Source organism: Edwardsiella sp. EA181011 (assembly GCF_000800725.1).
In the GTDB taxonomy this organism is placed as follows: domain Bacteria; phylum Pseudomonadota; class Gammaproteobacteria; order Enterobacterales; family Enterobacteriaceae; genus Edwardsiella; species Edwardsiella anguillarum.
In genome coordinates this window covers 2875383-2894846 of sequence record NZ_CP011364.1, presented here as the reverse complement: position 1 = coordinate 2894846, position 19464 = coordinate 2875383, and the positions used below count along the sequence as shown (strand labels likewise).

At 60.9% G+C, this 19464-nt stretch carries 14 protein-coding genes and 3 pseudogenes; 14 read left to right on the top strand and 3 right to left on the bottom strand.

The genetic code is table 11. The features are described from left to right. The first annotated feature begins 70 nt into the window (after positions 1–70). The 4 genes from znuA to QY76_RS12675 all read left to right on the top strand — a co-directional run bounded on the left by znuA (position 71) and on the right by QY76_RS12675 (position 4419). Positions 71–1081, top strand: a complete 1011-nt coding sequence (gene znuA, locus QY76_RS12690; protein WP_045426937.1) for a zinc ABC transporter substrate-binding protein ZnuA — start codon at positions 71–73, stop codon at positions 1079–1081. A gap of 13 nt (positions 1082–1094) precedes the next feature. Further along, positions 1095–2414, top strand: coding sequence for a murein DD-endopeptidase MepM (mepM, locus tag QY76_RS12685; RefSeq protein ID WP_034165190.1), 1320 nt, complete (start codon positions 1095–1097; stop codon positions 2412–2414). 189 nt (positions 2415–2603) lie between these two features. Continuing rightward, a complete protein-coding gene (gene lpxM / locus QY76_RS12680; RefSeq protein WP_034165191.1) occupies positions 2604–3566 on the top strand; it encodes a lauroyl-Kdo(2)-lipid IV(A) myristoyltransferase in 963 nt (320 codons plus the stop codon). Positions 3567–3618: 52 nt separating this feature from the next. Then, positions 3619–4419, top strand: coding sequence for a sulfite exporter TauE/SafE family protein (locus tag QY76_RS12675; protein ID WP_034165192.1), 801 nt, complete (start codon positions 3619–3621; stop codon positions 4417–4419). An 80-nt stretch (positions 4420–4499) separates the two neighbouring features. Here QY76_RS12675 and pyk read toward each other — a convergent pair whose 3' ends face one another. Continuing rightward, positions 4500–5942 (bottom strand): pyruvate kinase, encoded by a 1443-nt coding sequence (gene pyk / locus QY76_RS12670; protein ID WP_034165193.1) that lies wholly within the window; start codon positions 5940–5942, stop codon positions 4500–4502. Positions 5943–6130: 188 nt separating this feature from the next. After that, complete coding sequence (locus QY76_RS12665; RefSeq protein WP_034165194.1) at positions 6131–7000, bottom strand: MurR/RpiR family transcriptional regulator; 870 nt, start codon at positions 6998–7000, stop codon at positions 6131–6133. A gap of 352 nt (positions 7001–7352) precedes the next feature. Between QY76_RS12665 and zwf the strand changes: the two genes are divergently transcribed. From zwf to mdtI, 6 genes and pseudogenes are all read left to right on the top strand, one after another. Beyond that, positions 7353–8825: a glucose-6-phosphate dehydrogenase gene (gene zwf / locus QY76_RS12660; RefSeq protein WP_045426940.1), complete on the top strand. Its 1473-nt coding sequence runs from the start codon at positions 7353–7355 to the stop codon at positions 8823–8825. A gap of 54 nt (positions 8826–8879) precedes the next feature. Continuing rightward, on the top strand, positions 8880–9575 hold the full coding sequence (pgl, locus tag QY76_RS12655) for a 6-phosphogluconolactonase (protein WP_034165196.1): 696 nt from the start codon (positions 8880–8882) through the stop codon (positions 9573–9575). Between the two features lie 7 nt (positions 9576–9582). After that, on the top strand, positions 9583–11403 hold the full coding sequence (gene edd, locus QY76_RS12650) for a phosphogluconate dehydratase (RefSeq protein ID WP_034165197.1): 1821 nt from the start codon (positions 9583–9585) through the stop codon (positions 11401–11403). A 134-nt stretch (positions 11404–11537) separates the two neighbouring features. Beyond that, a complete protein-coding gene (locus QY76_RS12645) occupies positions 11538–12179 on the top strand; it encodes a bifunctional 4-hydroxy-2-oxoglutarate aldolase/2-dehydro-3-deoxy-phosphogluconate aldolase (protein ID WP_034165198.1) in 642 nt (213 codons plus the stop codon). A 609-nt stretch (positions 12180–12788) separates the two neighbouring features. After that, positions 12789–13171, top strand: a pseudogene (gene mdtJ / locus QY76_RS12640) (multidrug/spermidine efflux SMR transporter subunit MdtJ). Further along, on the top strand, positions 13158–13487 hold the full coding sequence (gene mdtI, locus QY76_RS12635) for a multidrug/spermidine efflux SMR transporter subunit MdtI (protein WP_034165200.1): 330 nt from the start codon (positions 13158–13160) through the stop codon (positions 13485–13487). The pseudogene mdtJ and the gene mdtI overlap by 14 nt, the downstream one beginning before the upstream one ends. A gap of 34 nt (positions 13488–13521) precedes the next feature. Here mdtI and QY76_RS12630 read toward each other — a convergent pair whose 3' ends face one another. Next, positions 13522–13866 carry a RidA family protein gene (locus QY76_RS12630; RefSeq protein WP_012848308.1) on the bottom strand — a complete coding sequence of 115 codons (345 nt, stop codon included), beginning with the start codon at positions 13864–13866 and terminating at the stop codon, positions 13522–13524. A gap of 158 nt (positions 13867–14024) precedes the next feature. On the opposite strand from QY76_RS12630, the pseudogene QY76_RS12625 reads away from it, so the two are divergent. The 4 genes and pseudogenes from QY76_RS12625 to fadD all read left to right on the top strand — a co-directional run bounded on the left by QY76_RS12625 (position 14025) and on the right by fadD (position 19431). Beyond that, positions 14025–15964 (top strand): annotated as a pseudogene (locus QY76_RS12625) (ATP-dependent DNA helicase). A 73-nt stretch (positions 15965–16037) separates the two neighbouring features. Continuing rightward, positions 16038–16738, top strand: a pseudogene (gene tsaB / locus QY76_RS12620) (tRNA (adenosine(37)-N6)-threonylcarbamoyltransferase complex dimerization subunit type 1 TsaB). A 106-nt stretch (positions 16739–16844) separates the two neighbouring features. Next, on the top strand, positions 16845–17447 hold the full coding sequence (locus QY76_RS12615) for a Slp family lipoprotein (RefSeq protein WP_034165202.1): 603 nt from the start codon (positions 16845–16847) through the stop codon (positions 17445–17447). 304 nt (positions 17448–17751) lie between these two features. Beyond that, positions 17752–19431 carry a long-chain-fatty-acid--CoA ligase FadD gene (fadD, locus tag QY76_RS12610; RefSeq protein ID WP_045426947.1) on the top strand — a complete coding sequence of 560 codons (1680 nt, stop codon included), beginning with the start codon at positions 17752–17754 and terminating at the stop codon, positions 19429–19431. The last annotated feature ends 33 nt before the right edge of the window (positions 19432–19464 follow it).

Sequence of the window (19464 nt, the reverse complement as noted above, 5' to 3'; positions counted from 1 at the left end):
CGGCATATTGCACTATGAGTGGAATGTTATAATATAACGTTTCATCAAACGTTACGCAGGGAATTTTGTCATGATACCGCAAAAAAATATAATTAAACGCACGCTTATTGCTTCCGCGCTGTCGCTGTGTGCGCTGGCGGGCAGCGCGCAGGCTGACGTGGTGACCTCGGTTCGGCCGCTGGGTTTCATCGCGGCGGCGATTGCCGACGGCGTGATGCCGACGCAGGTTCTGCTGCCTGACGGCGCCTCGCCCCACGATTATGCACTGCGTCCCTCGGATATCAAACGATTGCGTGACGCCGACCTGGTGGTATGGATAGGGCCGGAAATGGAGAGTTTCCTTGAAAAACCGACTCAACAGCTAGAAAGTAACAAAAATCTCATGCTCAGCACCCTGCCGGGCGTGCGTAGTCAACTCATTGCGGGCGATGATGATGATGACCACGATCATCATATTACGCAGGACGAAAAGCATGCAAAAAATTCCGATTCTTCCGGGTCACATATTGTTACAAATGGCGCCAGCGCTGGCTTAGCGCGCGATCATGATCACGATCACGGTCAATATAATATGCACATTTGGCTCTCTCCGGCGATTGCAAAACAGGTGGCGATTGCGATTCATGACCGACTAGTGCAACGAAGCCCACAAAATAAAGACAAACTGGATGTCAACCTACGTAAATTCGAGCAACAACTCGAGCAGACAGAAAAGAAAGTTGGTATCATGCTGCGGCCTGTGCAGGATAAAGGGTATTTTGTCTTTCACGATGCCTATGGTTACTTCGAGAAAACCTTTGGCCTGACTCCGTTGGGACATTTCACGGTCAATCCCGAGATACAGCCTGGCGCACGGCGCTTACACCAAATTAGAACACAGCTGGTTGAGCAAAAGGCAGTTTGCGTTTTTGCTGAGCCACAGTTCAGGCCAGCCGTTATCTCGGCGATTGCGCAGGGGACCCCTGTCCGGCAGGGTACGCTAGATCCCCTGGGAAGCGCGATCCCACTGAGTGCGGACAGCTATATGGTCTTTTTGACCACGCTGGCGCACCAGTATTCAAGCTGCCTGAAGGGAGATTAAGAGGAAAATCCGAGTGCAGCAGATAGCGCGTTCTATCGCTCAGGCATACAGTAACTTGCCCCGCCCCCACCGGGTGATGCTGGGATCCCTGAGCGTTGTCACCCTGGCTGTCGCCATCTGGCAGCCTTTTGTCTACCATCCTCGCGCGGTGGAGAGCGACACCGCGAAAAGCGTTCTGCTGGAGACGCCGCCGCTCAGCGCGCTAGCGCCAGAGGCCAGCGAGCCCCTCGATCAGCCGGCGCCGGAAGACGAGGTGCCCAAGGATGAGATCGACGACGGCAGCGATGATGCCAGCAGTCACGACTACGTGGTCTCCAGCGGCGATACCCTGGGTAGCATCCTGACTCAGTACGGCGTCGATATGTCCAATGTCTCGGCGCTGGCCAAGCAGTATCCCGCCCTGCGTAACCTGAACGTCGGTCAGACCCTGACCTGGCAGGTTAACGATGCCGGTACGCTGCAGAAGCTGACCTGGGAGGTCTCGCGCCGCGAGAGCCGGATATATGAGCTGGGCAGCAGCGGGTATAAGGAGACGGTAGAAAACCAGCAGGGCGAGTGGAAAAACCGGGTGATCACCGGTACGCTCAACGGCAGCTTTGTGGCTAGCGCTCAGGCGGCGGGGCTGAGCCGTAGTGAGATTAATACGGTTATCAAGGCGCTGCAGTGGCAGATGGATTTCCGCAGGCTGCAGAAGGGCGATCGTTTCTCGGTGCTGCTGTCGCGTGAGATGCTGGATGGCAAGAGCGCCCAGAGCCAGATCCTGGGGGTACGCCTGCGCAGCGGCGATAAAGACTATTATGCTATCCGCGCCGAGGACGGTAAGTATTATGACCGCCAGGGTGCCGGGCTGGCCAAAGGCTTTATGCGCTACCCGACCAGCAAACATTTCCGCGTCAGCTCCAACTTTAATCCGCATCGGTTGAACCCGGTGACGGGTCGCGTTGCGCCCCATAAAGGGGTCGACTTCGCCATGCCGGTCGGGACGCCGGTGCTGGCGGTCGGAGACGGCGAGGTGGTGATAGCCAAGCGCAGCGGTGCCGCAGGGAACTACGTGGTGATCCGCCATGGCCGTCAATATACGACCCGCTTTATGCATCTGAAGACGATCCTGGTGAAGCCGGGCCAGAAAGTGAAGCGCGGCGATCGCGTTGCGCTCTCCGGTAATACCGGCCGCTCGACCGGTCCGCATCTGCACTATGAGTTTTGGGTGAATAATCAGGCGGTAAACCCGCTGACGGTGAACCTGCCGCGCTCCGATGCCCTGACCGGCAAAGAACGCAGCGCGTTCCTCGCCCAGATGCGTGACGTCGTGCCTCAGCTGCAGCTGGACTGAGCCCCGACCAGGTTAGCGCGTCACCCTAAGCCCGCCTCGGCGGGCTTTTTATATGTGCCACTTGCCGTCGCCCTGGATTTCACCCGTCGTCCCGTTCGGGGTGGGACAGTTTTTTTTTGTCTGCCAAATGGCTACAATTTCCAGCCATCCCACGCGTCATCCGCGTGGGGATCATAAAAGAGTCCACTGATGCAACACGAGACCAAATCAAACGCTGAGTTTATTCCGCGCTTTCGCGCCGCCTTCCTCTCGCCCCGTTATTGGGGCGTCTGGTTGGGGATCGCGCTGATGGTGGCGATGGCATTCCTGCCGCTGCGCCTGCGCGATCGGATGATCGGCGCCGTAGGGCGCTTGGCCGGACGCCTGGCCAGCGGCGCGCGCCGTCGCGCGCGCATCAATCTGATGCTCTGCTTCCCGCAGATGGATGCGCATCGGCGCGAGGCGATCATCGATACGATGTTCGCCCGCGCGGGGCAGTCCATGTTCCTGATGGCCGAGCTGACCCTGCGCGGTCCGCGGCGCTTGCTGCGTCACACCCACTGGCACGGCGGCGAGATCATTGAGCAGGCGCGCGAGCAGGGGGAGAACGTGATTTTTTTGGTGCCCCATGGCTGGGCCGTCGATATTCCCGCCATGCTGTTGGCCGCCGACGGGCAGCCGATGGCCGCCATGTTCCATAATCAGAAGAACCCGCTGGTTGACTATCTGTGGAACCGTGCGCGCCGCCGTTTCGGTGGGCGCCTGCACGCGCGCAACGATGGCATCAAACCGTTTATCAGCTCGGTGCGCAAAGGCTACTGGGGATATTACCTGCCCGATCAGGATCACGGCGCAGAGCACAGCGAGTTTGTGGACTTTTTCGCCACCTATAAGGCCACATTACCGGCCATCGGGCGGCTGATGAAGCTGTGCCGGGCGCGCATCATTCCGCTGTTTCCGGTGTATGATGGCGAACAGGGGCGGTTGGACATCTATCTTCGCCCGCCGATGGACGACATCGCAGGACAGGATGACGCCTATATTGCCCGGCGGATGAATCAGGAGGTGGAGCTGCTGATGGGGGAGCACCCGGAGCAGTACACCTGGATCCTGAAGCTGTTGAAAACGCGCAGACCGGGAGAGATAGAGCCCTATTGCCGCCAGGATTTATGATGCGCTGCGGTCTGCTTCGCTGAGCGCCGGCCGTGTGATTGAAGGGAAGAGAATGAGTCTTGGGGTTCTTGCGCTGCTCTGCGTGTGTGGGGCGGCGACCAGTTTGCTTTCCGCGCTGTTTGGACTGGGAGGCGGCATCGTCCTGGTGCCGGTGCTGCACGTCCTGTTTCCCCACTGTGAGGTGCAGCTGCTGGCGGCCACCTCCCTAAGCGTGGTCATGCTGGCGGCATTTATCAACGTGCTGGCGTTTTGGCGTCAGCAGGCCCGCCCCGATGCTCGCCTGCTGATCTGGTGGGCACTGGGCGTCAGCGCCGGCATGCAGCTAGGGGTACACATCAGCTTCCTGCTGCCGGGGAAAGCGATTCTGCTGATCTTTGCCGCCATTCTGCTGCTGATGGCGCTGCGTAACCTGCGCCGTCCACGCCCGGTCGCCGCGTCGGCGATGTCGCCCCGCTGTACGCGCAACCGTGGGATGGGGCTCTGCTTCGCAGGGGGAACCGTGGCCGGGATCACAGGGCTGGGCGGGGGCTCGGTGCTGGCGCCGCTTCTTTCCCTGTTACCCGCCATACCGCGCCGGCAGGTGGCGGTCTACTGCAACTGGCTGCTGCTGCTGGGCAGCGCGGTAACGGTGACGACCTATCTGCTGCGCACCCCGCCGGCGGGCGCACTCTTGCCCGGCGCCGGGCAGTTTGGCTATGTCAATCTGAGCGTGGTGCTGCCGGTGTTTAGCTGTGCGCTGCTGACGCAGCCGCTGGCGATGCGCCTGCGCCGTCAGATGAGCGAGGCGCGGCAGCGCCAGGCGTTTTCGGCGGTGCTATCGGGCATGGCGCTGTTTATTGTGCTGACGCTGTAGGGCGTCGCGCGGCGAGGTCAGGATGACGGCAGGATGAAAAAAGCGGGGGCGCTAGGCGCCCCCGCTGCGTATGCAGCCGATTACTCTACGCGCAGGGTGCGGCAGGTATTGGTGCTGCCGATGGTGTCCATCTGATCGCCCTGTGTGACGATCACCAGATCGCCGGAGACCAGGAAGCCTTTATCCCGCAGCAGGTTGGCCGCCGCCTGGGCCGCGGCCACGCCGTCGGTGTGGCTGTCAAAGTGCACCGGCGTGACGCCGCGGTACAGGGCTGTCAGGTTCAGGGTGCGCTCATGGCGGGACATGGCGAAGATCGGCAGACCGGAGCTGATCCGAGACATCATCAGCGCGGTGCGCCCGGACTCCGTCATCGCAATGATGGCCGTTACCCCCTTGAGGTGGTTGGCGGCGTACATGGCGGACATGGCGACCGCTTCTTCCGTATTGTCGAACTGGGCATCGAGGCGGTGCTTGGAGATATTGATGCTGGGGATCTTCTCTGCTCCCAGGCAGACGCGCGCCATGGCGGCCACGGTTTCGGCCGGGTACTGGCCTGCGGCGGTTTCGGCAGACAGCATCACGGCATCGGTACCGTCCAGTACGGCGTTGGCCACGTCCATGACCTCCGCGCGGGTCGGCATCGGATTGGTGATCATGGATTCCATCATCTGGGTCGCGGTGATCACGACGCGGTTCAGCTTGCGGGCGCGGCGGATCAGCTTTTTCTGGATCCCCACCAGCTCCGGATCGCCGATTTCAACCCCCAGATCGCCACGGGCGACCATCACGACGTCGGCGGCCAGGATCACATCATCCATCGCTTCGTCGCTGGCGACGGCCTCGGCGCGCTCGACCTTAGCGACGATCTTGGCTTCGCAGCCGGCATCGCGCGCCAGACGACGGGCATAGTTGAGATCTTCTCCGCAGCGCGGGAAGGAGACGGCCAGATAGTCGACGCCAATCTTGGCGGCGGTCAGGATATCGGCCTTGTCCTTTTCCGTCAGGGCATCGGCGGAGAGCCCGCCGCCCAGCTTGTTGATCCCTTTGTTGTTGGACAGCGGGCCGCCCACGGTGACCTCGGTGAACACCTTATCTTCCTGTACGGAGATCACCTTCAACTGAACTCGGCCATCGTCGAGCAGCAGGATATCGCCTGGCACCACATCTTCCGGCAGCCGCTTATAGTCGATGCCAACCTTCTCTTTATCGCCTTCTCCCTTGTCCAGCGAGGCATCCAGCAGGAATTTATCCCCAACGTTGAGGAAAACCTTACCTTCCTTAAAGGTGGATACCCGGATTTTAGGGCCCTGCAGGTCCCCGAGAATGGCGACATGACGACCGAGTTTGGCGGCAATTTCACGGACTTTATTGGCGCGCAGCAGATGATCTTCCGGCGTGCCGTGTGAAAAGTTAAGACGCATCACGTTGGCGCCGGCGGAGATAATCTTTTCCAGATTATTGTCGCGATCGGTAGCCGGGCCAAGCGTGGTAACGATTTTGGTTCTTCTGAGCCGTCTGGACATGCATAACTCCATTGACATGTGAAGCATTGGTATTGCCAATACAACGGTGGGCAAATGCACCGGCCCAAGGCCGCCGCGGTTACCCGGATAGCCCCACTGGCAGCGGCGCCGGCGGGAGGGACACCGGTTGGCTAAACTGCAGGCGACCGGCGTGTATTATTCAGTCTGTTGGCGAGGAGACCGCCCCCTTACTCAAAGTGCGCGGGCAGGGCGAGACCTTTATCAAAGCGCGATTCCTTCAAGGCTTCCTTGACCCGCTTCAAGTTATCTCGGAATTTCGCTCCGCGGCGCAGGGTAAAGCCGGTTGCCAGCGCATCCACCAGGGTCAGCTGTGCCAGGCGTGAGACCATTGGCATATAGACATCGGTGTCCTCCGGCACATCCAGCAGCAGGGCCAGGGAGGCCTCCAGGGCCAGCGGTGTGTCGCGCGAGGTGATGGCGATCACCGTCGCATCGTTCTCCCGCGCCAGATGCGCCATTTCCACCAGGCTTTTGGTGCGCCCGGTGTGGGAGATCAGCACCACCACGTCGCCCTCATTGGAGTTCATGCAGCTCATGCGCTGCATGACGATGTCGTCAAAGTAGACCACTGGGATATTGAAACGGAAAAATTTGTTCATGGCATCATGCGCCACGGCGGCGGAGGCGCCCAGCCCGAAGAAGGAGATTTTCTTCGCCTGGGTCAGCAGATCGACCGCGCGGTTGATGGTGGCCATATCCAGATGGTTTTTGGCCATCTCAAGGCCCGCCATCGCCGACTCGAAGATCTTGCTGGTATAGGCGTCGACGCTGTCGCTCTCTTCAACGTTGCGGTTGACGTAGGGGGTACCGTTGGCAAGGCTCTGTGCCAGATGCAGTTTAAAATCTGGAAACCCTTTTGTTTCCAGCCGGCGGCAGAAACGGTTTACCGTAGGTTCGCTGACGTCGGCCATCTTGGCCAGGGTGGCGATACTGGAATGGATGGCGGTCTGCGGCGCCGCGAGGATCACCTCGGCGACTTTGCGTTCGGATTTACTCAGCTGATCCAGACTCGCCTGGATTTTTTCCAGCGTATTCATAGGAGAGGGCCACTCATGGGGTTGGGCGATTTCATCTAGAGGAGAAATCTATGAACGTTTGTTGAAAATATACAACGACAGATAACGGCTTTGCAGCCCATCAGAGGCGTATTTGCGGCTTTTTTTGTAATGTATGAGCTGTGTCTAACTTTCGGCATGGTAATTTTTCTACAAATTTGGTAGAAAATTACATGAAGAGACGGTCGCACGGTGCAATGGCACGCTAGCGCTACGCCTTTACGCACTAACTGTGTATGAAAGGGCAACGAAAAAGTCGTTTTTCTCGCTACAATCAGGGTCATCAGAACGATTCTGTAAAAAAATTACAAGTAACCTGCACGAGGAGAGAGATATGGCGGTAACGTCAACGGCACAGGCTTGCGACCTGATTATTTTTGGCGCCAAGGGCGATCTGGCCCGGCGCAAACTGCTGCCTTCCCTGTATCAGCTGGAAAAGGCCGGCCACATTCACCCCGAGACGCGCATTATCGGCGTCGGACGCGCCGAGTGGGATGCCACGGCTTACCGTAAGGTGGTTCGGGAGGCGCTGGATACCTTTTTGAAAGAGCCGCTGGACGATGCGCTGTGGCAGCGTCTGAGCGACCGCCTCGACTTTTGCAACCTGGACGTCAACGATACTGAGCAGTTCCAGCGTCTGGCGGAGAGGGTGGCGCCGCAGCAGCGGGTGACTATTAACTATTTTGCCATGCCGCCAAGCACCTTTGGCGCGATTTGCCAGGGGCTGGGGCATGCGGGGATGAACCTTCAGCCCAGCCGTATCGTCATGGAGAAGCCGCTGGGGACCGATCTGGCCTCATCGCGAGCGATCAACGATCAGGTGGCGCGCTATTTTGATGAGAACCAGGTGTACCGTATCGACCACTACCTGGGTAAGGAGACGGTGCTGAATCTACTGGCGCTGCGCTTTGCCAACGCGCTGTTTGCCAATAACTGGGACAATAGCATGATCGACCACGTGCAGATCACCGTGGCGGAAGAGGTCGGTATCGAAGGGCGCTGGGGATATTTCGATCAGGCCGGGCAGATGCGTGACATGGTGCAGAACCACCTGCTGCAGATCCTGACCATGATCGCCATGGATCCGCCGGCGGACCTCTCCACCGACCGTATTCGTGATGAAAAGGTCAAGGTGCTGCGTTCTCTGCGCCGAATCAACCACGGCAACGTGCGTGAGACGACGGTGCGCGGCCAGTACACCGCCGGTTTCGTGCAGGGAAAGAAGGTGCCGGGATACCTGGAAGAGGAGGGGGCGAACAAGTGCAGCAATACAGAAACCTTTATCGCCATTCGCGTCGATATCGACAACTGGCGCTGGGCCGGGGTGCCGTTTTACCTGCGTACCGGTAAGCGCCTGCCGAGCAAGTGTTCTGAGGTGGTTATCTATTTCAAAAACCCGCCGCTGAACCTGTTCAGCGACTCCTATCAGGCGCTGCCGCAGAATAAGCTAACCATTCGTCTGCAGCCGGACGAAGGGGTACAGATCGATATCCTGAATAAGGTGCCGGGGCTGGAGCATAAACACCGCCTGCAGACCACCAAGCTGGATCTGAGCTTCTCCGATACCTTCCACCAGGAGCATCTGGCGGACGCCTATGAGCGCCTGCTGCTGGAGGCGATGCGCGGCATTCAGGCGCTGTTTGTCCGCCGCGATGAGGTGGAGGAGGCCTGGAAGTGGGTCGACTCCATCATGACGGCCTGGGCCGACAACAACGACGCGCCGAAGCCTTATCAGGCGGGTACCTGGGGGCCGGTGTCATCGGTGGCGCTGATCACCCGTGACGGGCGTTGCTGGAACGAATTCTGAGCGGACTGCGCGGGGCGCAGGTCGCCCCGGGCAGCGCGAGAGGAGCAGAGATAAATGGCACACCTTATCGAATTTGACAGCGCGGACGCGCTGAACACCCACCTGGCGCAGGCTATCGCCGAGCGTCTGCGCCAGGGGATCGCCGCCCGCGGGCAGGCTAGCCTGGTGGTATCCGGTGGACGCACCCCGCTGGGTCTGTTTGCGGTGCTGCGTGAGCAGGTGCTCGAGTGGTCACGGGTCTGGGTGACCCTGGCGGACGAACGCTGGGTCGGGACGGACGATGACGCCAGCAACGAGCAGCTGGTACGGGCGAACCTGTTACAGGGGCCGGCGGCGGCGGCGCACTTTATTGGCCTGAAGAACGACGCGGCGACCCCCTTTGACGGTGCAAAAGCCGCAGAGGCGGCGCTGGCGGTAATGGCGCGCCCCTTTGACGCGCTGATCCTGGGTATGGGGGACGACGGCCATACCGCATCACTTTTCCCCGGGGCAGAGAATCTGCTCCCGGCTCTCGCGATGGACTCCGGACGCGTGTGTATGGGGATGACCCCGCTCACGGCGCCGCTCGATCGCATCACCCTCACACTCCCGGCCCTGCTGGACAGCCGTCATATTTACCTGCACCTGGTGGGCAACGCCAAACGCAGGGTATATGAGCAGGCCGCCGGCGGAGCGGAGGTGAATGAGATGCCGATCCGCGCCGTGCTCCAGCAGAGCATGACGCCGGTCGACGTCTACTGGACGGCATGAGGCTGTAATGAATCCAATCGTAGAACGTGTTACCCAACGCATTATTGAACGCTCCCGCGCTACCCGCGCGGCATATCTGGCCAAGATTGAGCGGGCACGCAGCACTCGCGTGCAGCGCGCCCAGCTGGCGTGTGGCAACCTGGCGCACGGCTTTGCCGCCTGCACTCAGCAGGATAAGGCCTCGCTGAAGAGCATGACCAAAAGTGATATCGCGATTATCACTTCGTATAACGATATGCTTTCCGCCCACCAGCCCTATGAAAGCTATCCGGCGCAGATTAAGCAGGCGCTGCATCAGGTCGGGGCTGTCGGTCAGGTAGCCGGCGGCGTGCCGGCGATGTGCGACGGGGTGACTCAGGGTCAGGACGGCATGGAGCTGTCGCTGATGAGTCGCGAAGTGATAGCCATGTCCGCCGCGGTCGGGCTATCGCATAACATGTTCGACGGTGCGCTGTACCTGGGCGTCTGTGACAAGATCGTGCCGGGGCTGTTTATGGCGGCGATGTCCTTTGGCCACCTGCCGACCCTGTTCGTACCGGCCGGGCCGATGGCCAGCGGTCTGCCGAACAAGGAGAAGGTGCGCATCCGTCAGCTGTTTGCTGAGGGCAAGGCCGGGCGTGAGGCCCTGCTGGAGTCGGAGGCCGCCTCCTATCATGCGCCGGGCACCTGTACCTTCTATGGCACGGCTAACTCCAACCAGATGGTGATGGAGGTGATGGGGATGCAGCTGCCGGGCGCCTCCTTCGTTCAGCCGGACTGCGCGCTACGTCATGCGCTGACCGACGCGGCGGCGCGTCAGGTGACGCGGATGACCGAGAGCAGCGGTAGCTATCTGCCGATCGGGCGAATGGTGGATGAAAAGGTCGTGGTCAACGGTATTGTCGCCCTGCTGGCGACCGGTGGCTCCACCAACCTGACTATGCACCTGGTGGCGATGGCGCGCGCCGCGGGCATCTTGATCAACTGGGATGACTTCTCCGAGCTGTCAGAGGCGGTGCCGCTGCTGTGCCGCATCTACCCCAACGGCCCGGCCGATATCAACCACTTCCAGGCGGCCGGCGGCGTGGCGCTGTTGGTGCGCGAGCTGCTGAAGGGCGGGCTGCTGCATGACGACGTCGATACTGTGGCGGGTCACGGCCTGCGCCGTTACACCCAGGAGCCGTTCCTGGAGAACGGGCAGCTGGTGTACCGCGAAGGCGCCGAGTGCTCCTACGATACGGCGGTGATCGCCAGCGTTGAGGCGCCGTTCGCCCATCACGGAGGGACTCAAGTGCTGTCCGGTAACCTGGGGCGCGCGGTGATGAAGACCTCGGCGGTACCGGAAGAGAACCAGATTATTGAAGCGCCGGCGGTGGTGTTTAACAGTCAGCATGACGTGCTGCCGGCCTTTGAGGCGGGCGCGCTGGATCGCAACTGCGTGGTGGTCGTGCGCTATCAGGGACCGCGGGCCATCGGGATGCCGGAGCTGCACAAGCTGATGCCGCCGCTGGGTGTGCTGATGGATCGCGGGCTGAAGGTGGCGCTGGTAACGGATGGCCGGCTCTCCGGCGCCTCGGGTAAAGTGCCGTCGGCGATTCATGTGACGCCGGAGGCCTGTGCCGGTGGCCTGCTGGCCAAGGTGTGCAACGGTGACATGATCCGGGTCGATGGGCGCAGCGGCGAGCTGACTCTACTGGTGGATGAGGCGGAGCTGGCGGCGCGCGATGCATTCCAGCCGGATCTCTCCGCGCTGCACGACGGCTGTGGCCGCGAGCTGTTCAACGCGCTACGCGAACAGCTGTCCGGCGCCGAAGAGGGCGCCAGCTGCATCCCGTTTTACCATTCCTGATAGGCGAGGCGGCGCAGACCGCCTCAATAGCTGTGATCGATCCCGGGCGCAGGCCCAGGCGTCAGACCGGCAGGGAATGCCGGGGCTCGGGGTCACTTATTAATCCGCCGTAAGGCATCTGGAGAGAAGCGACAATGAACAACTGGAAAGTGAGTGCGGAATCCATTCTGACAACAGGCCCGGTCGTACCGGTTATCGTCATCAACACGCTGGAGCAGGCTGTGCCGCTGGCCAAGGCACTGGTTGCCGGTGGGGTGCGGGTACTGGAAGTGACCCTGCGCACCGACTGTGCGCTAGAGGCTATCCGCCTGATTGCCCAGGAGGTGCCAGAGGCCATCGTCGGCGCCGGTACCGTGACCAATGCGGAGCAGCTGCGCCAGGTGACCGAGGCCGGCGCCCAGTTCGCCATCAGCCCGGGACTGACCGTGGGGCTGCTGCAAGCCGCCGTGGCCGGCAGCATTCCGCTGATCCCGGGTATCAGCACCGTTTCTGAGCTGATGCAGGGAATGGACTACGGTCTGAAAGAGTTTAAATTCTTCCCTGCGGAGGCCAACGGCGGCGTGAAAGCGCTGCAGGCCATCGCCGGGCCGTTCTCCCATATCCGCTTCTGCCCGACCGGCGGTATTTCACCGAGCAACTACCGTAGCTATCTGGCGCTGAAGAGCGTGCTGTGCATCGGCGGCTCCTGGCTTATCCCGGCGGACGCCTTGGAGAGCGGGGACTATGCGCGGATCACCGCGTTGGCGAAAGAGGCGGTTGCTGGCGCTCAGGCGTAACTTTTTGCGCGCTGCATGGTTAGTCATCGCGCGAGCGGGGTTAGTCAGCCGTTGGCGCGCCGCCTGCTCACGGGGCGTGCGCCTAATGCGTTGACCCGGCAGGAGAACAAGGTCGCCATTTTAGGGCGGCCTTGTTTTTTTATGGATGATAACTTATTTATTTTCAGTGATTTTATTTAAAGAAAGTAGTAAAAGGCGGTTTGCTATAAAAAATAGCCTGTGCTACAACTAATATATCAATTAATAACCGGAGGACACTGCGCAAACCGTACGCCCAGATTCAGGTACGGGGGAAGAGGGTAAACCACTATGAAAACGCATAATCGTTTAATGATTAAAACCTCTGCATATCTGTTATTCATTTCCTCCACGATTGCCAGTGAGTATCACTGGTGCAGTGAGCTATAGCGTCTTTTTCTCCAGAAATGTCCCACGGGATGCGCTCAGTACGCCCGCGCTGGCGGTGTCATCGCACGCTTTCCACGCTACGTAAACGGCGCCGCGCGTTGGCGATGGATTCTTATATCTAACGCGTTGTTAATCCAGTGGTCGGCGCAGTGGAATAAAACCAAACGCCAATAAATAAAATTAAATAATTGGAGAAATAATATGATTTACTGGATTTTCCTGGCATGTGCCATCGTGGCCGAAATTATTGGCACCCTTTCGATGAAATGGGCCAACGTCAGCGGGACGATGAGCGGCAATGTCGTCATGCTGCTGATGGTGACCCTCTCTTATATTCTATTGGCCTTTGCGGTGAAGCGGGTCGCGCTGGGGGTGGCCTATGCCCTGTGGGAGGGGATTGGCATCCTGTTTATTACGCTGTTCAGCGTACTGTGGTTTGACGAGCCGATATCCGCGCTCAAGCTGAGCGGCCTGGGGTTGCTGGTGGGGGGATCATCCTGCTGAAGTCCGGTACGGTGAAACAGAGACGCTCACCCTCCAGTTCGGTGACGGGGTCGACGGGGAGGAAACATGTCGTCGCTTGAATGGGTATACGGCGCCTGGCTAGCGCTGGCCGTGGCGCTGGAGATCGCGGCCAATATTCTGCTCAAATGGTCTGACGGTTTTCGCCGCCTGCTGCCGGGCGTACTGTCGCTGCTGGCCGTGCTGGCCGCCTTTGGCGCGTTGAGTCAGGCGGTAAAGGGGATTGAGCTGTCCGTCGCCTACGCCCTGTGGGGTGGCTTTGGCATTATGGCGACGATCGCGGCGGGCTGGGTGCTGTTTGGTCAGCGGCTAAACAGCAAGGGGTGGTGCGGACTGCTGCTGCTGCTGGCCGGTATGGCGGTGATTAAGCTGGCCTGAATTCCGGAGAACGGCCCGCTCGCGGGCCGTTTGCTCAGCGGGCGGCGACGATCTTGATCTCTACCCGATACTGCGGGTGCATCAGCTTGGCCTGCACGGTACAGCGCACCGGCGCTTTACCAGGAACGACCCAGGCGTCCCAGGCGGCATTCATGGCCGCAAAGTCCGCACCGTCTGCCAGGAAAATGGTGGCATCAAGAATCCGGGTCTTATCGCTACCCAGCTGGCTGAGCAGCATGTCGATGGCGGCCAGCGCATTGGCGGTCTGCGCCGTCGCGTCGGCATCCAGGTTTTCCGGCACGCTGGTAAAGTAGATGGTGTCGTTGAAGACGGTGGCATCAGACCAGCGCTGCTCCGGATTGATACGTTCGATAGACATAAATCTCGCCCTTAATAAGTGGTGGTGTCTGCGGCGACAGTATACTCAAAAGCGTCGAGACTGTATCCCCCGCGCCCTGTGCGATATGCGCAGGAGGATGGAGCTTGCGCCGCGGAGTTGGCATAATCCCCCCTTTACCCCTCCAGATGAGAGATGCCGTGGCCGATGATTTTGCCCCCGACGGGCTATTAACCCAGAGTATTCCCGGCTTCACCCCCGGGAGGCCCAGCGTCAGATGGCGCAGGCGATCAGCGCGGTGATTGAGGCGCGAGGATCGTTGGTGGTGGAGGCCGGTACCGGCACCGGCAAGACCTTTGCCTATCTGGTGCCGGCGCTGCGCTGCGGCCATAAGGTGATCATTTCGACCGGCTCTAAGGCGCTGCAGGATCAGCTGTATAACCGCGATCTGCCGCTGATGAAGCGGGTGCTGAACTTTCAGGGGGCGACCGCGTTGCTGAAAGGGCGGGCCAACTACCTGTGCCCGGAGCGCTTGGAACAGCAGTCGTTGGCCGGTGGCGATATCGCCCCGGCGCTGCTGGCGGAGCTGATGCGGGTGCGCAGCTGGTCGTCGCAGACCGAGGATGGTGATATCAGCCACTGCCACGGGGTGGCTGAAGACAGCGCCGTCTGGCCGCTGGTGACCAGCAATAACGACAACTGCCTGGGCGGGGACTGCCCCCATTATAAAGCGTGCTACGTGGTTAAAGCGCGCCGCCGCGCCATGGATGCCCAGGTCGTGGTGGTGAACCACCATCTGTTTTTGGCCGATCTGGTGGTCAAAGAGGGGGGCTTTGGCGAGCTGATCCCGGAGGCCGAGGTGACCATTTTTGATGAGGCGCACCAGGTCCCAGACATCGCCAGTCAATATTTTGGCCAGCAGCTTTCCAGCCGCCAGCTGCTGGATCTGGCGCGCGACATGATCATGGCGTACCGCACCGAGCTGCGAGACGTCGCCCAGTTGCAGAAAAGCGCCGATCTGCTGACCCAGCGCAGCCTCGATCTGCGTATCGTGCTGGGCGATCCCGGCTTTCGCGGCAACCTGCGCGATATTCTGGCGCAGGCCGAGGTGCGCCGCTCCCTGGTGCTGGTGGACGATGCGTTAGAGCTGTGCTATGACGTGATGAAGATGTCGCTGGGCCGCTCGGCGCTGCTCGATGCCGCCTTTGAGCGCGCCACGCTGTACCGCAACCGCCTGAAGCGCCTTTCCGACGTTATGCAGCCCGGCTACTCATACTGGTATGAGTGTACGCCGCGTCACTTCGTGTTGGCGCTGACGCCGCTGACGGTGGCGGAGAAATTCAGTGAGCTGATGTGCAGTAAGCCCGGTGCCTGGATTTTTACCTCGGCAACGCTGGCGGTGGAGGATGACGTCTCGCACTTCAGCGCGCGTTTGGGGCTGACGGCGGCGCAGAGCCTGCTGCTGCCTAGTCCCTTCGACTACGCCCACCAGGCGCTGCTGTGCGTGCCGCGCTTCCTGCCGCCCCCCAATCAGCGCGGTGCCGCCGCGCAGTTAGCGCAGATGCTGACGCCGCTGATCGAGGCCAATAATGGCCGCTGTTTCTTTCTGTGTACCTCACACGCCATGATGCGCGAGCTGGCGCAGGTCTTTCGCGCCAGCCTCACGTTGCCGGTGCTGGTGCAGGGAGAGAGCGGAAAGTCCCGGCTGCTGGCCGACTTCATTGCCGCCGGCAACGCGCTGCTGGTGGCGACCGGCAGCTTCTGGGAGGGCGTGGACGTGCGCGGCGATACCCTGAGCTGCGTGATTATCGACAAGCTGCCCTTTACCGCGCCGGACGATCCGCTGCTCAAGGCCCGGATGGAGGATTGCCGTCTGCGCGGGGGCGATCCCTTTACCCAGGTGCAGTTGCCCGATGCGGTGATCACCCTGAAGCAGGGGGTAGGGCGTTTAATCCGCGACAGCCGCGATCGCGGAGCCATCATTATCTGCGACAGCCGTCTGGTGATGCGCCCCTATGGCGAGGTGTTCCTGCGCAGCCTGCCGCCTGCGCCGCGCACCCGCGATCTGGCGCGGGTCATCGACTTTCTCCGCGCCGCGCCAAGCGCGGCGTCGGCAGAGGGAGAGGGAGAGGCGAATTGAGAAACACAGGGTTAAGGGGCTGTGTTATTATTCTGCCCATTGATAATTCATTTCTTTTCTTGCCGAGGTTGGCATGCCCACGCGAATTTTAGCGATTGATACCGCAACGGAAGCCTGTTCCGTTGCCCTGTGGAATAACGGTGAGTCTCTGGCGCTGTTTGAGATCTGTCCACGTGAACACACCCAGCGTATCCTGCCGATGGTGCAGCAGATCCTGGCCGAGGCGGGGGTGACGCTGGCCGAGCTGGATGCGCTGGCCTTTGGCCGCGGGCCGGGCAGCTTTACCGGCGTGCGTATCGGCGTGGGGATCGCCCAGGGGCTGGCGCTGGGCGCCGGGCTGCCGATGATCGGTGTCTCCACGCTGGCGACGATGGCGCAGGGCGCCTGGCGCTGTACGGCGGAGAGCCGGGTCGTGAGCGCGATCGATGCGCGGATGGGCGAGGTTTATTGGGGGAGTACTGTCGCGATAGCGCCGGCGTCTGGCACGGCGGCGCCAGCGAGGCGGTGCTTAACCCACAGCAGGCGGGCGCCCGTTTGGCCGCGCTGCAGGGAGAGTGGGCGACGGTCGGTACCGGCTGGCAGACCTATCCCGACCTGGCGCAGGACGTGGGCCTTACGCTGCGCGACGGGCAAATGCTGCTGCCTCATGCCGAAGATATGCTGCCGCTGGCGCTGCACGCCTGGCAGGCAGGGGAGACGGTGGCGGTGGAGCAGGCGCAGCCGATCTATCTGCGCAATGAGGTGACCTGGAAGAAATTGCCGGGGCGCGGCTAGCCGCGCCCCGGGGAACCCGGCGCTGAACGGCGGGTCAAAGAGAGTAGGTGCCGCCAACGGCGGACATATCGCGCCGTCGCCTTGGGTACGGCATAAGGGGAGCGTAATGATGCGGATAAAGATGAAGTGCATCGCCGGGGCAGCCGCTGCGCTGCTGCTGGCCGGGTGTGTGAGCGTTCCGGCGTCCGTGCGTGGCACCTCGCCGACGCCGCAGCAGAACTTTGCGGCGGTGCATAATGCGCCGGATTTATACGTCGGCCAGGAGTCCCGCTTCGGCGGCACGGTGGTCAGCGTCACCAACAAAAAAGAGGCTAGCTACCTGGAGATCGCCGTGATGCCGCTGGACAGCGGCGCCCGACCGATTCTGGGGCAGCCGGTGCTGGGGCGCATTCTGGCCAAAAGCCGCGTCTTTCTCGACCCGATCAACTTTAATCACCAGCTGGTGACGGTGGTCGGACCGCTGACCGGCAGCGTAGAGGGAAAGATCGGCCAGACGCCCTATAATTTTGTCACCATGGATATCGGCGGCTATCAGCGTTGGCAGGTCGATCAGCAGGTAATTATGCCGCCGCAGCCGATCGGCCCCGGCCCCTGGGGCTATGATCCCTATTGGCGCCGCCCTTACTGGGGGCCGGGCTTCGGCCCGGGCTGGGGCTGGTATGCTCCGATGCCGGCACGGATTGAAAACGTCGTGGTGCCGCAGCCTTAGCGGCGCGTAGATTGCGCAAAGCCTGCGCGTTTGCGCGTTAAAAGCGGACAAAGTCGGGGACGGCGGGCAGATTTTGGTGTCATTGGCGCCCGTCAGGTATAAAATAACACGCTGCCTGCCGTCCGCGCGCTGCGTGTGGATGCGCCGGCTGCGAACAAAGAAACCCCGCCCTGCGGGGTTATTTGTTTTTTAATGCCAGGAGGGCATATTCGACAGCGCTATCGCCCGTTCGATACGCGTGGCACCGCCCGCGCGGGGCGATATTCGTACCCCTCATACAGATAAGAAACACGGGAGAAGCGCCTTGGAAAAGGTTTGGCTTAAACGCTATCCGGTAGATGTGCCGGCGGAAATCAATCCGGATCATTACGCCTCGCTGGTGGACATGTTTGAACACGCGGTAGCACGCTACGCGGATCAGCCTGCGTTCATCAATATGGGACAGGTAATGACCTTCCGCAAACTGGAGGAGCGCAGCCGCGCCTTTGCCGCCTACCTGCAAAACGGTCTTGGGCTGCAGAAAGGCGATCGCGTCGCGCTGATGATGCCTAACCTGCTGCAGTATCCGATCGCGCTGTTCGGCATCCTGCGCGCCGGGATGGTGGCGGTTAACGTCAACCCGCTGTATACCCCGCGCGAGCTGGAACACCAGCTGAATGACAGCGGCGCCAGCGCGATTGTCATCGTCTCCAACTTTGCCCATACCCTGGAAAAGGTGGTGTTCTCGACCCAGGTTCGCCACGTGATCCTGACGCGGATGGGCGATCAGCTGCCGGCGGCGAAGGGCACGCTGGTTAACTTTGTGGTCAAGTACATCAAGCGTCTGGTGCCTAAATATAATCTGCCGGACGCGATCTCGTTCCGCCGTGCGCTGCAGCGCGGGCGCCGCATGCAGTACGTTAAGCCGGATATCGTCAACGATGATTTGGCCTTTCTGCAATATACCGGCGGTACGACCGGCGTCGCCAAGGGGGCGATGCTGACCCACCGCAATATGCAGGCGAATCTGGAGCAGGCCAAGGCGGCGTATAGCCCGCTGCTGAAGGTGGGCCATGAAATGGTGGTTACGGCGCTGCCGCTCTACCACGTTTTTGCCCTGACGGTAAACTGCCTGCTGTTTATTGAGCTGGGCGGCCGCAATCTGCTGATCACCAATCCGCGCGATATTCCAGGCATGGTGCGCGAGCTGAGTCGCTATCCGTTCACGGCGTTGACCGGGGTGAATACGCTGTTTAACGCACTGCTGCACAATGAAGACTTCCACGAGCTGGACTTCTCATCGCTGCGGCTGTCGGTGGGCGGCGGGATGCCGGTGCAACAGGCGGTAGCCGAACGCTGGGAACAGCTGACCGGTCACCATTTACTGGAGGGCTACGGGCTGACCGAGTGTTCGCCGCTGGTGGCGGGGAATCCCTACGATCTGAAGCGCTACAGCGGTAGCATCGGGTTGCCGGTACCGTCGACGGATGTCCGTTTGGTGGATGACGAAGGCCGTGAGGTCACGCAGGGGGAGGCGGGAGAGCTGCAGGTGCGCGGCCCACAGGTTATGCGTGGCTACTGGCAGCGTCCAGAGGCAACGGAAGAGATCATGCGTGACGGTTGGCTGGCCACCGGCGATGTCTGTACCATGGATGAGCAGGGCTTTTTACGCATCGTCGATCGCAAGAAGGATATGATCCTGGTCTCCGGATTTAACGTGTATCCCAATGAGATTGAAGAGGTGGTAGCGCTGCATCCCAAGGTGTTGGAGTGCGCGGCCATCGGTGTTCCCAGCGAAAGCTCGGGAGAGATGGTCAAGGTGTGCGTGGTGAAGCGCGACCCTAGCCTGACCCGCGATGAGCTGGTAAGCCACTGTCGCCGTCACCTGACCGGCTATAAGGTGCCGAAGCAGGTGGTGTTTTATACGGAGCTGCCCAAGAGCAACGTGGGTAAGATTTTACGCCGGACGCTGCGCGAAGCACGGGCGGCAGATGACAAACGGTAGCCTCGACGCGTACCCTGTCTCTGGTTGTTGATA

What these genes read in the sequence shown, in the direction of transcription:
- znuA (WP_045426937.1), top strand. Translation starts at nt 71, where the DNA reads ATGATACCGCAAAAAAATATAATTAAACGCACGCTTATTGCTTCCGCG.
- lpxM (WP_034165191.1), top strand. Translation starts at nt 2,604, where the DNA reads ATGCAACACGAGACCAAATCAAACGCTGAGTTTATTCCGCGCTTTCGC.
- QY76_RS12675 (WP_034165192.1), top strand. Translation starts at nt 3,619, where the DNA reads ATGAGTCTTGGGGTTCTTGCGCTGCTCTGCGTGTGTGGGGCGGCGACC.
- pyk (WP_034165193.1), bottom strand. Translation starts at nt 5,942, where the DNA reads ATGTCCAGACGGCTCAGAAGAACCAAAATCGTTACCACGCTTGGCCCG.
- QY76_RS12665 (WP_034165194.1), bottom strand. Translation starts at nt 7,000, where the DNA reads ATGAATACGCTGGAAAAAATCCAGGCGAGTCTGGATCAGCTGAGTAAA.
- zwf (WP_045426940.1), top strand. Translation starts at nt 7,353, where the DNA reads ATGGCGGTAACGTCAACGGCACAGGCTTGCGACCTGATTATTTTTGGC.
- pgl (WP_034165196.1), top strand. Translation starts at nt 8,880, where the DNA reads ATGGCACACCTTATCGAATTTGACAGCGCGGACGCGCTGAACACCCAC.
- edd (WP_034165197.1), top strand. Translation starts at nt 9,583, where the DNA reads ATGAATCCAATCGTAGAACGTGTTACCCAACGCATTATTGAACGCTCC.
- QY76_RS12645 (WP_034165198.1), top strand. Translation starts at nt 11,538, where the DNA reads ATGAACAACTGGAAAGTGAGTGCGGAATCCATTCTGACAACAGGCCCG.
- mdtI (WP_034165200.1), top strand. Translation starts at nt 13,158, where the DNA reads ATGTCGTCGCTTGAATGGGTATACGGCGCCTGGCTAGCGCTGGCCGTG.
- QY76_RS12630 (WP_012848308.1), bottom strand. Translation starts at nt 13,866, where the DNA reads ATGTCTATCGAACGTATCAATCCGGAGCAGCGCTGGTCTGATGCCACC.
- QY76_RS12615 (WP_034165202.1), top strand. Translation starts at nt 16,845, where the DNA reads ATGATGCGGATAAAGATGAAGTGCATCGCCGGGGCAGCCGCTGCGCTG.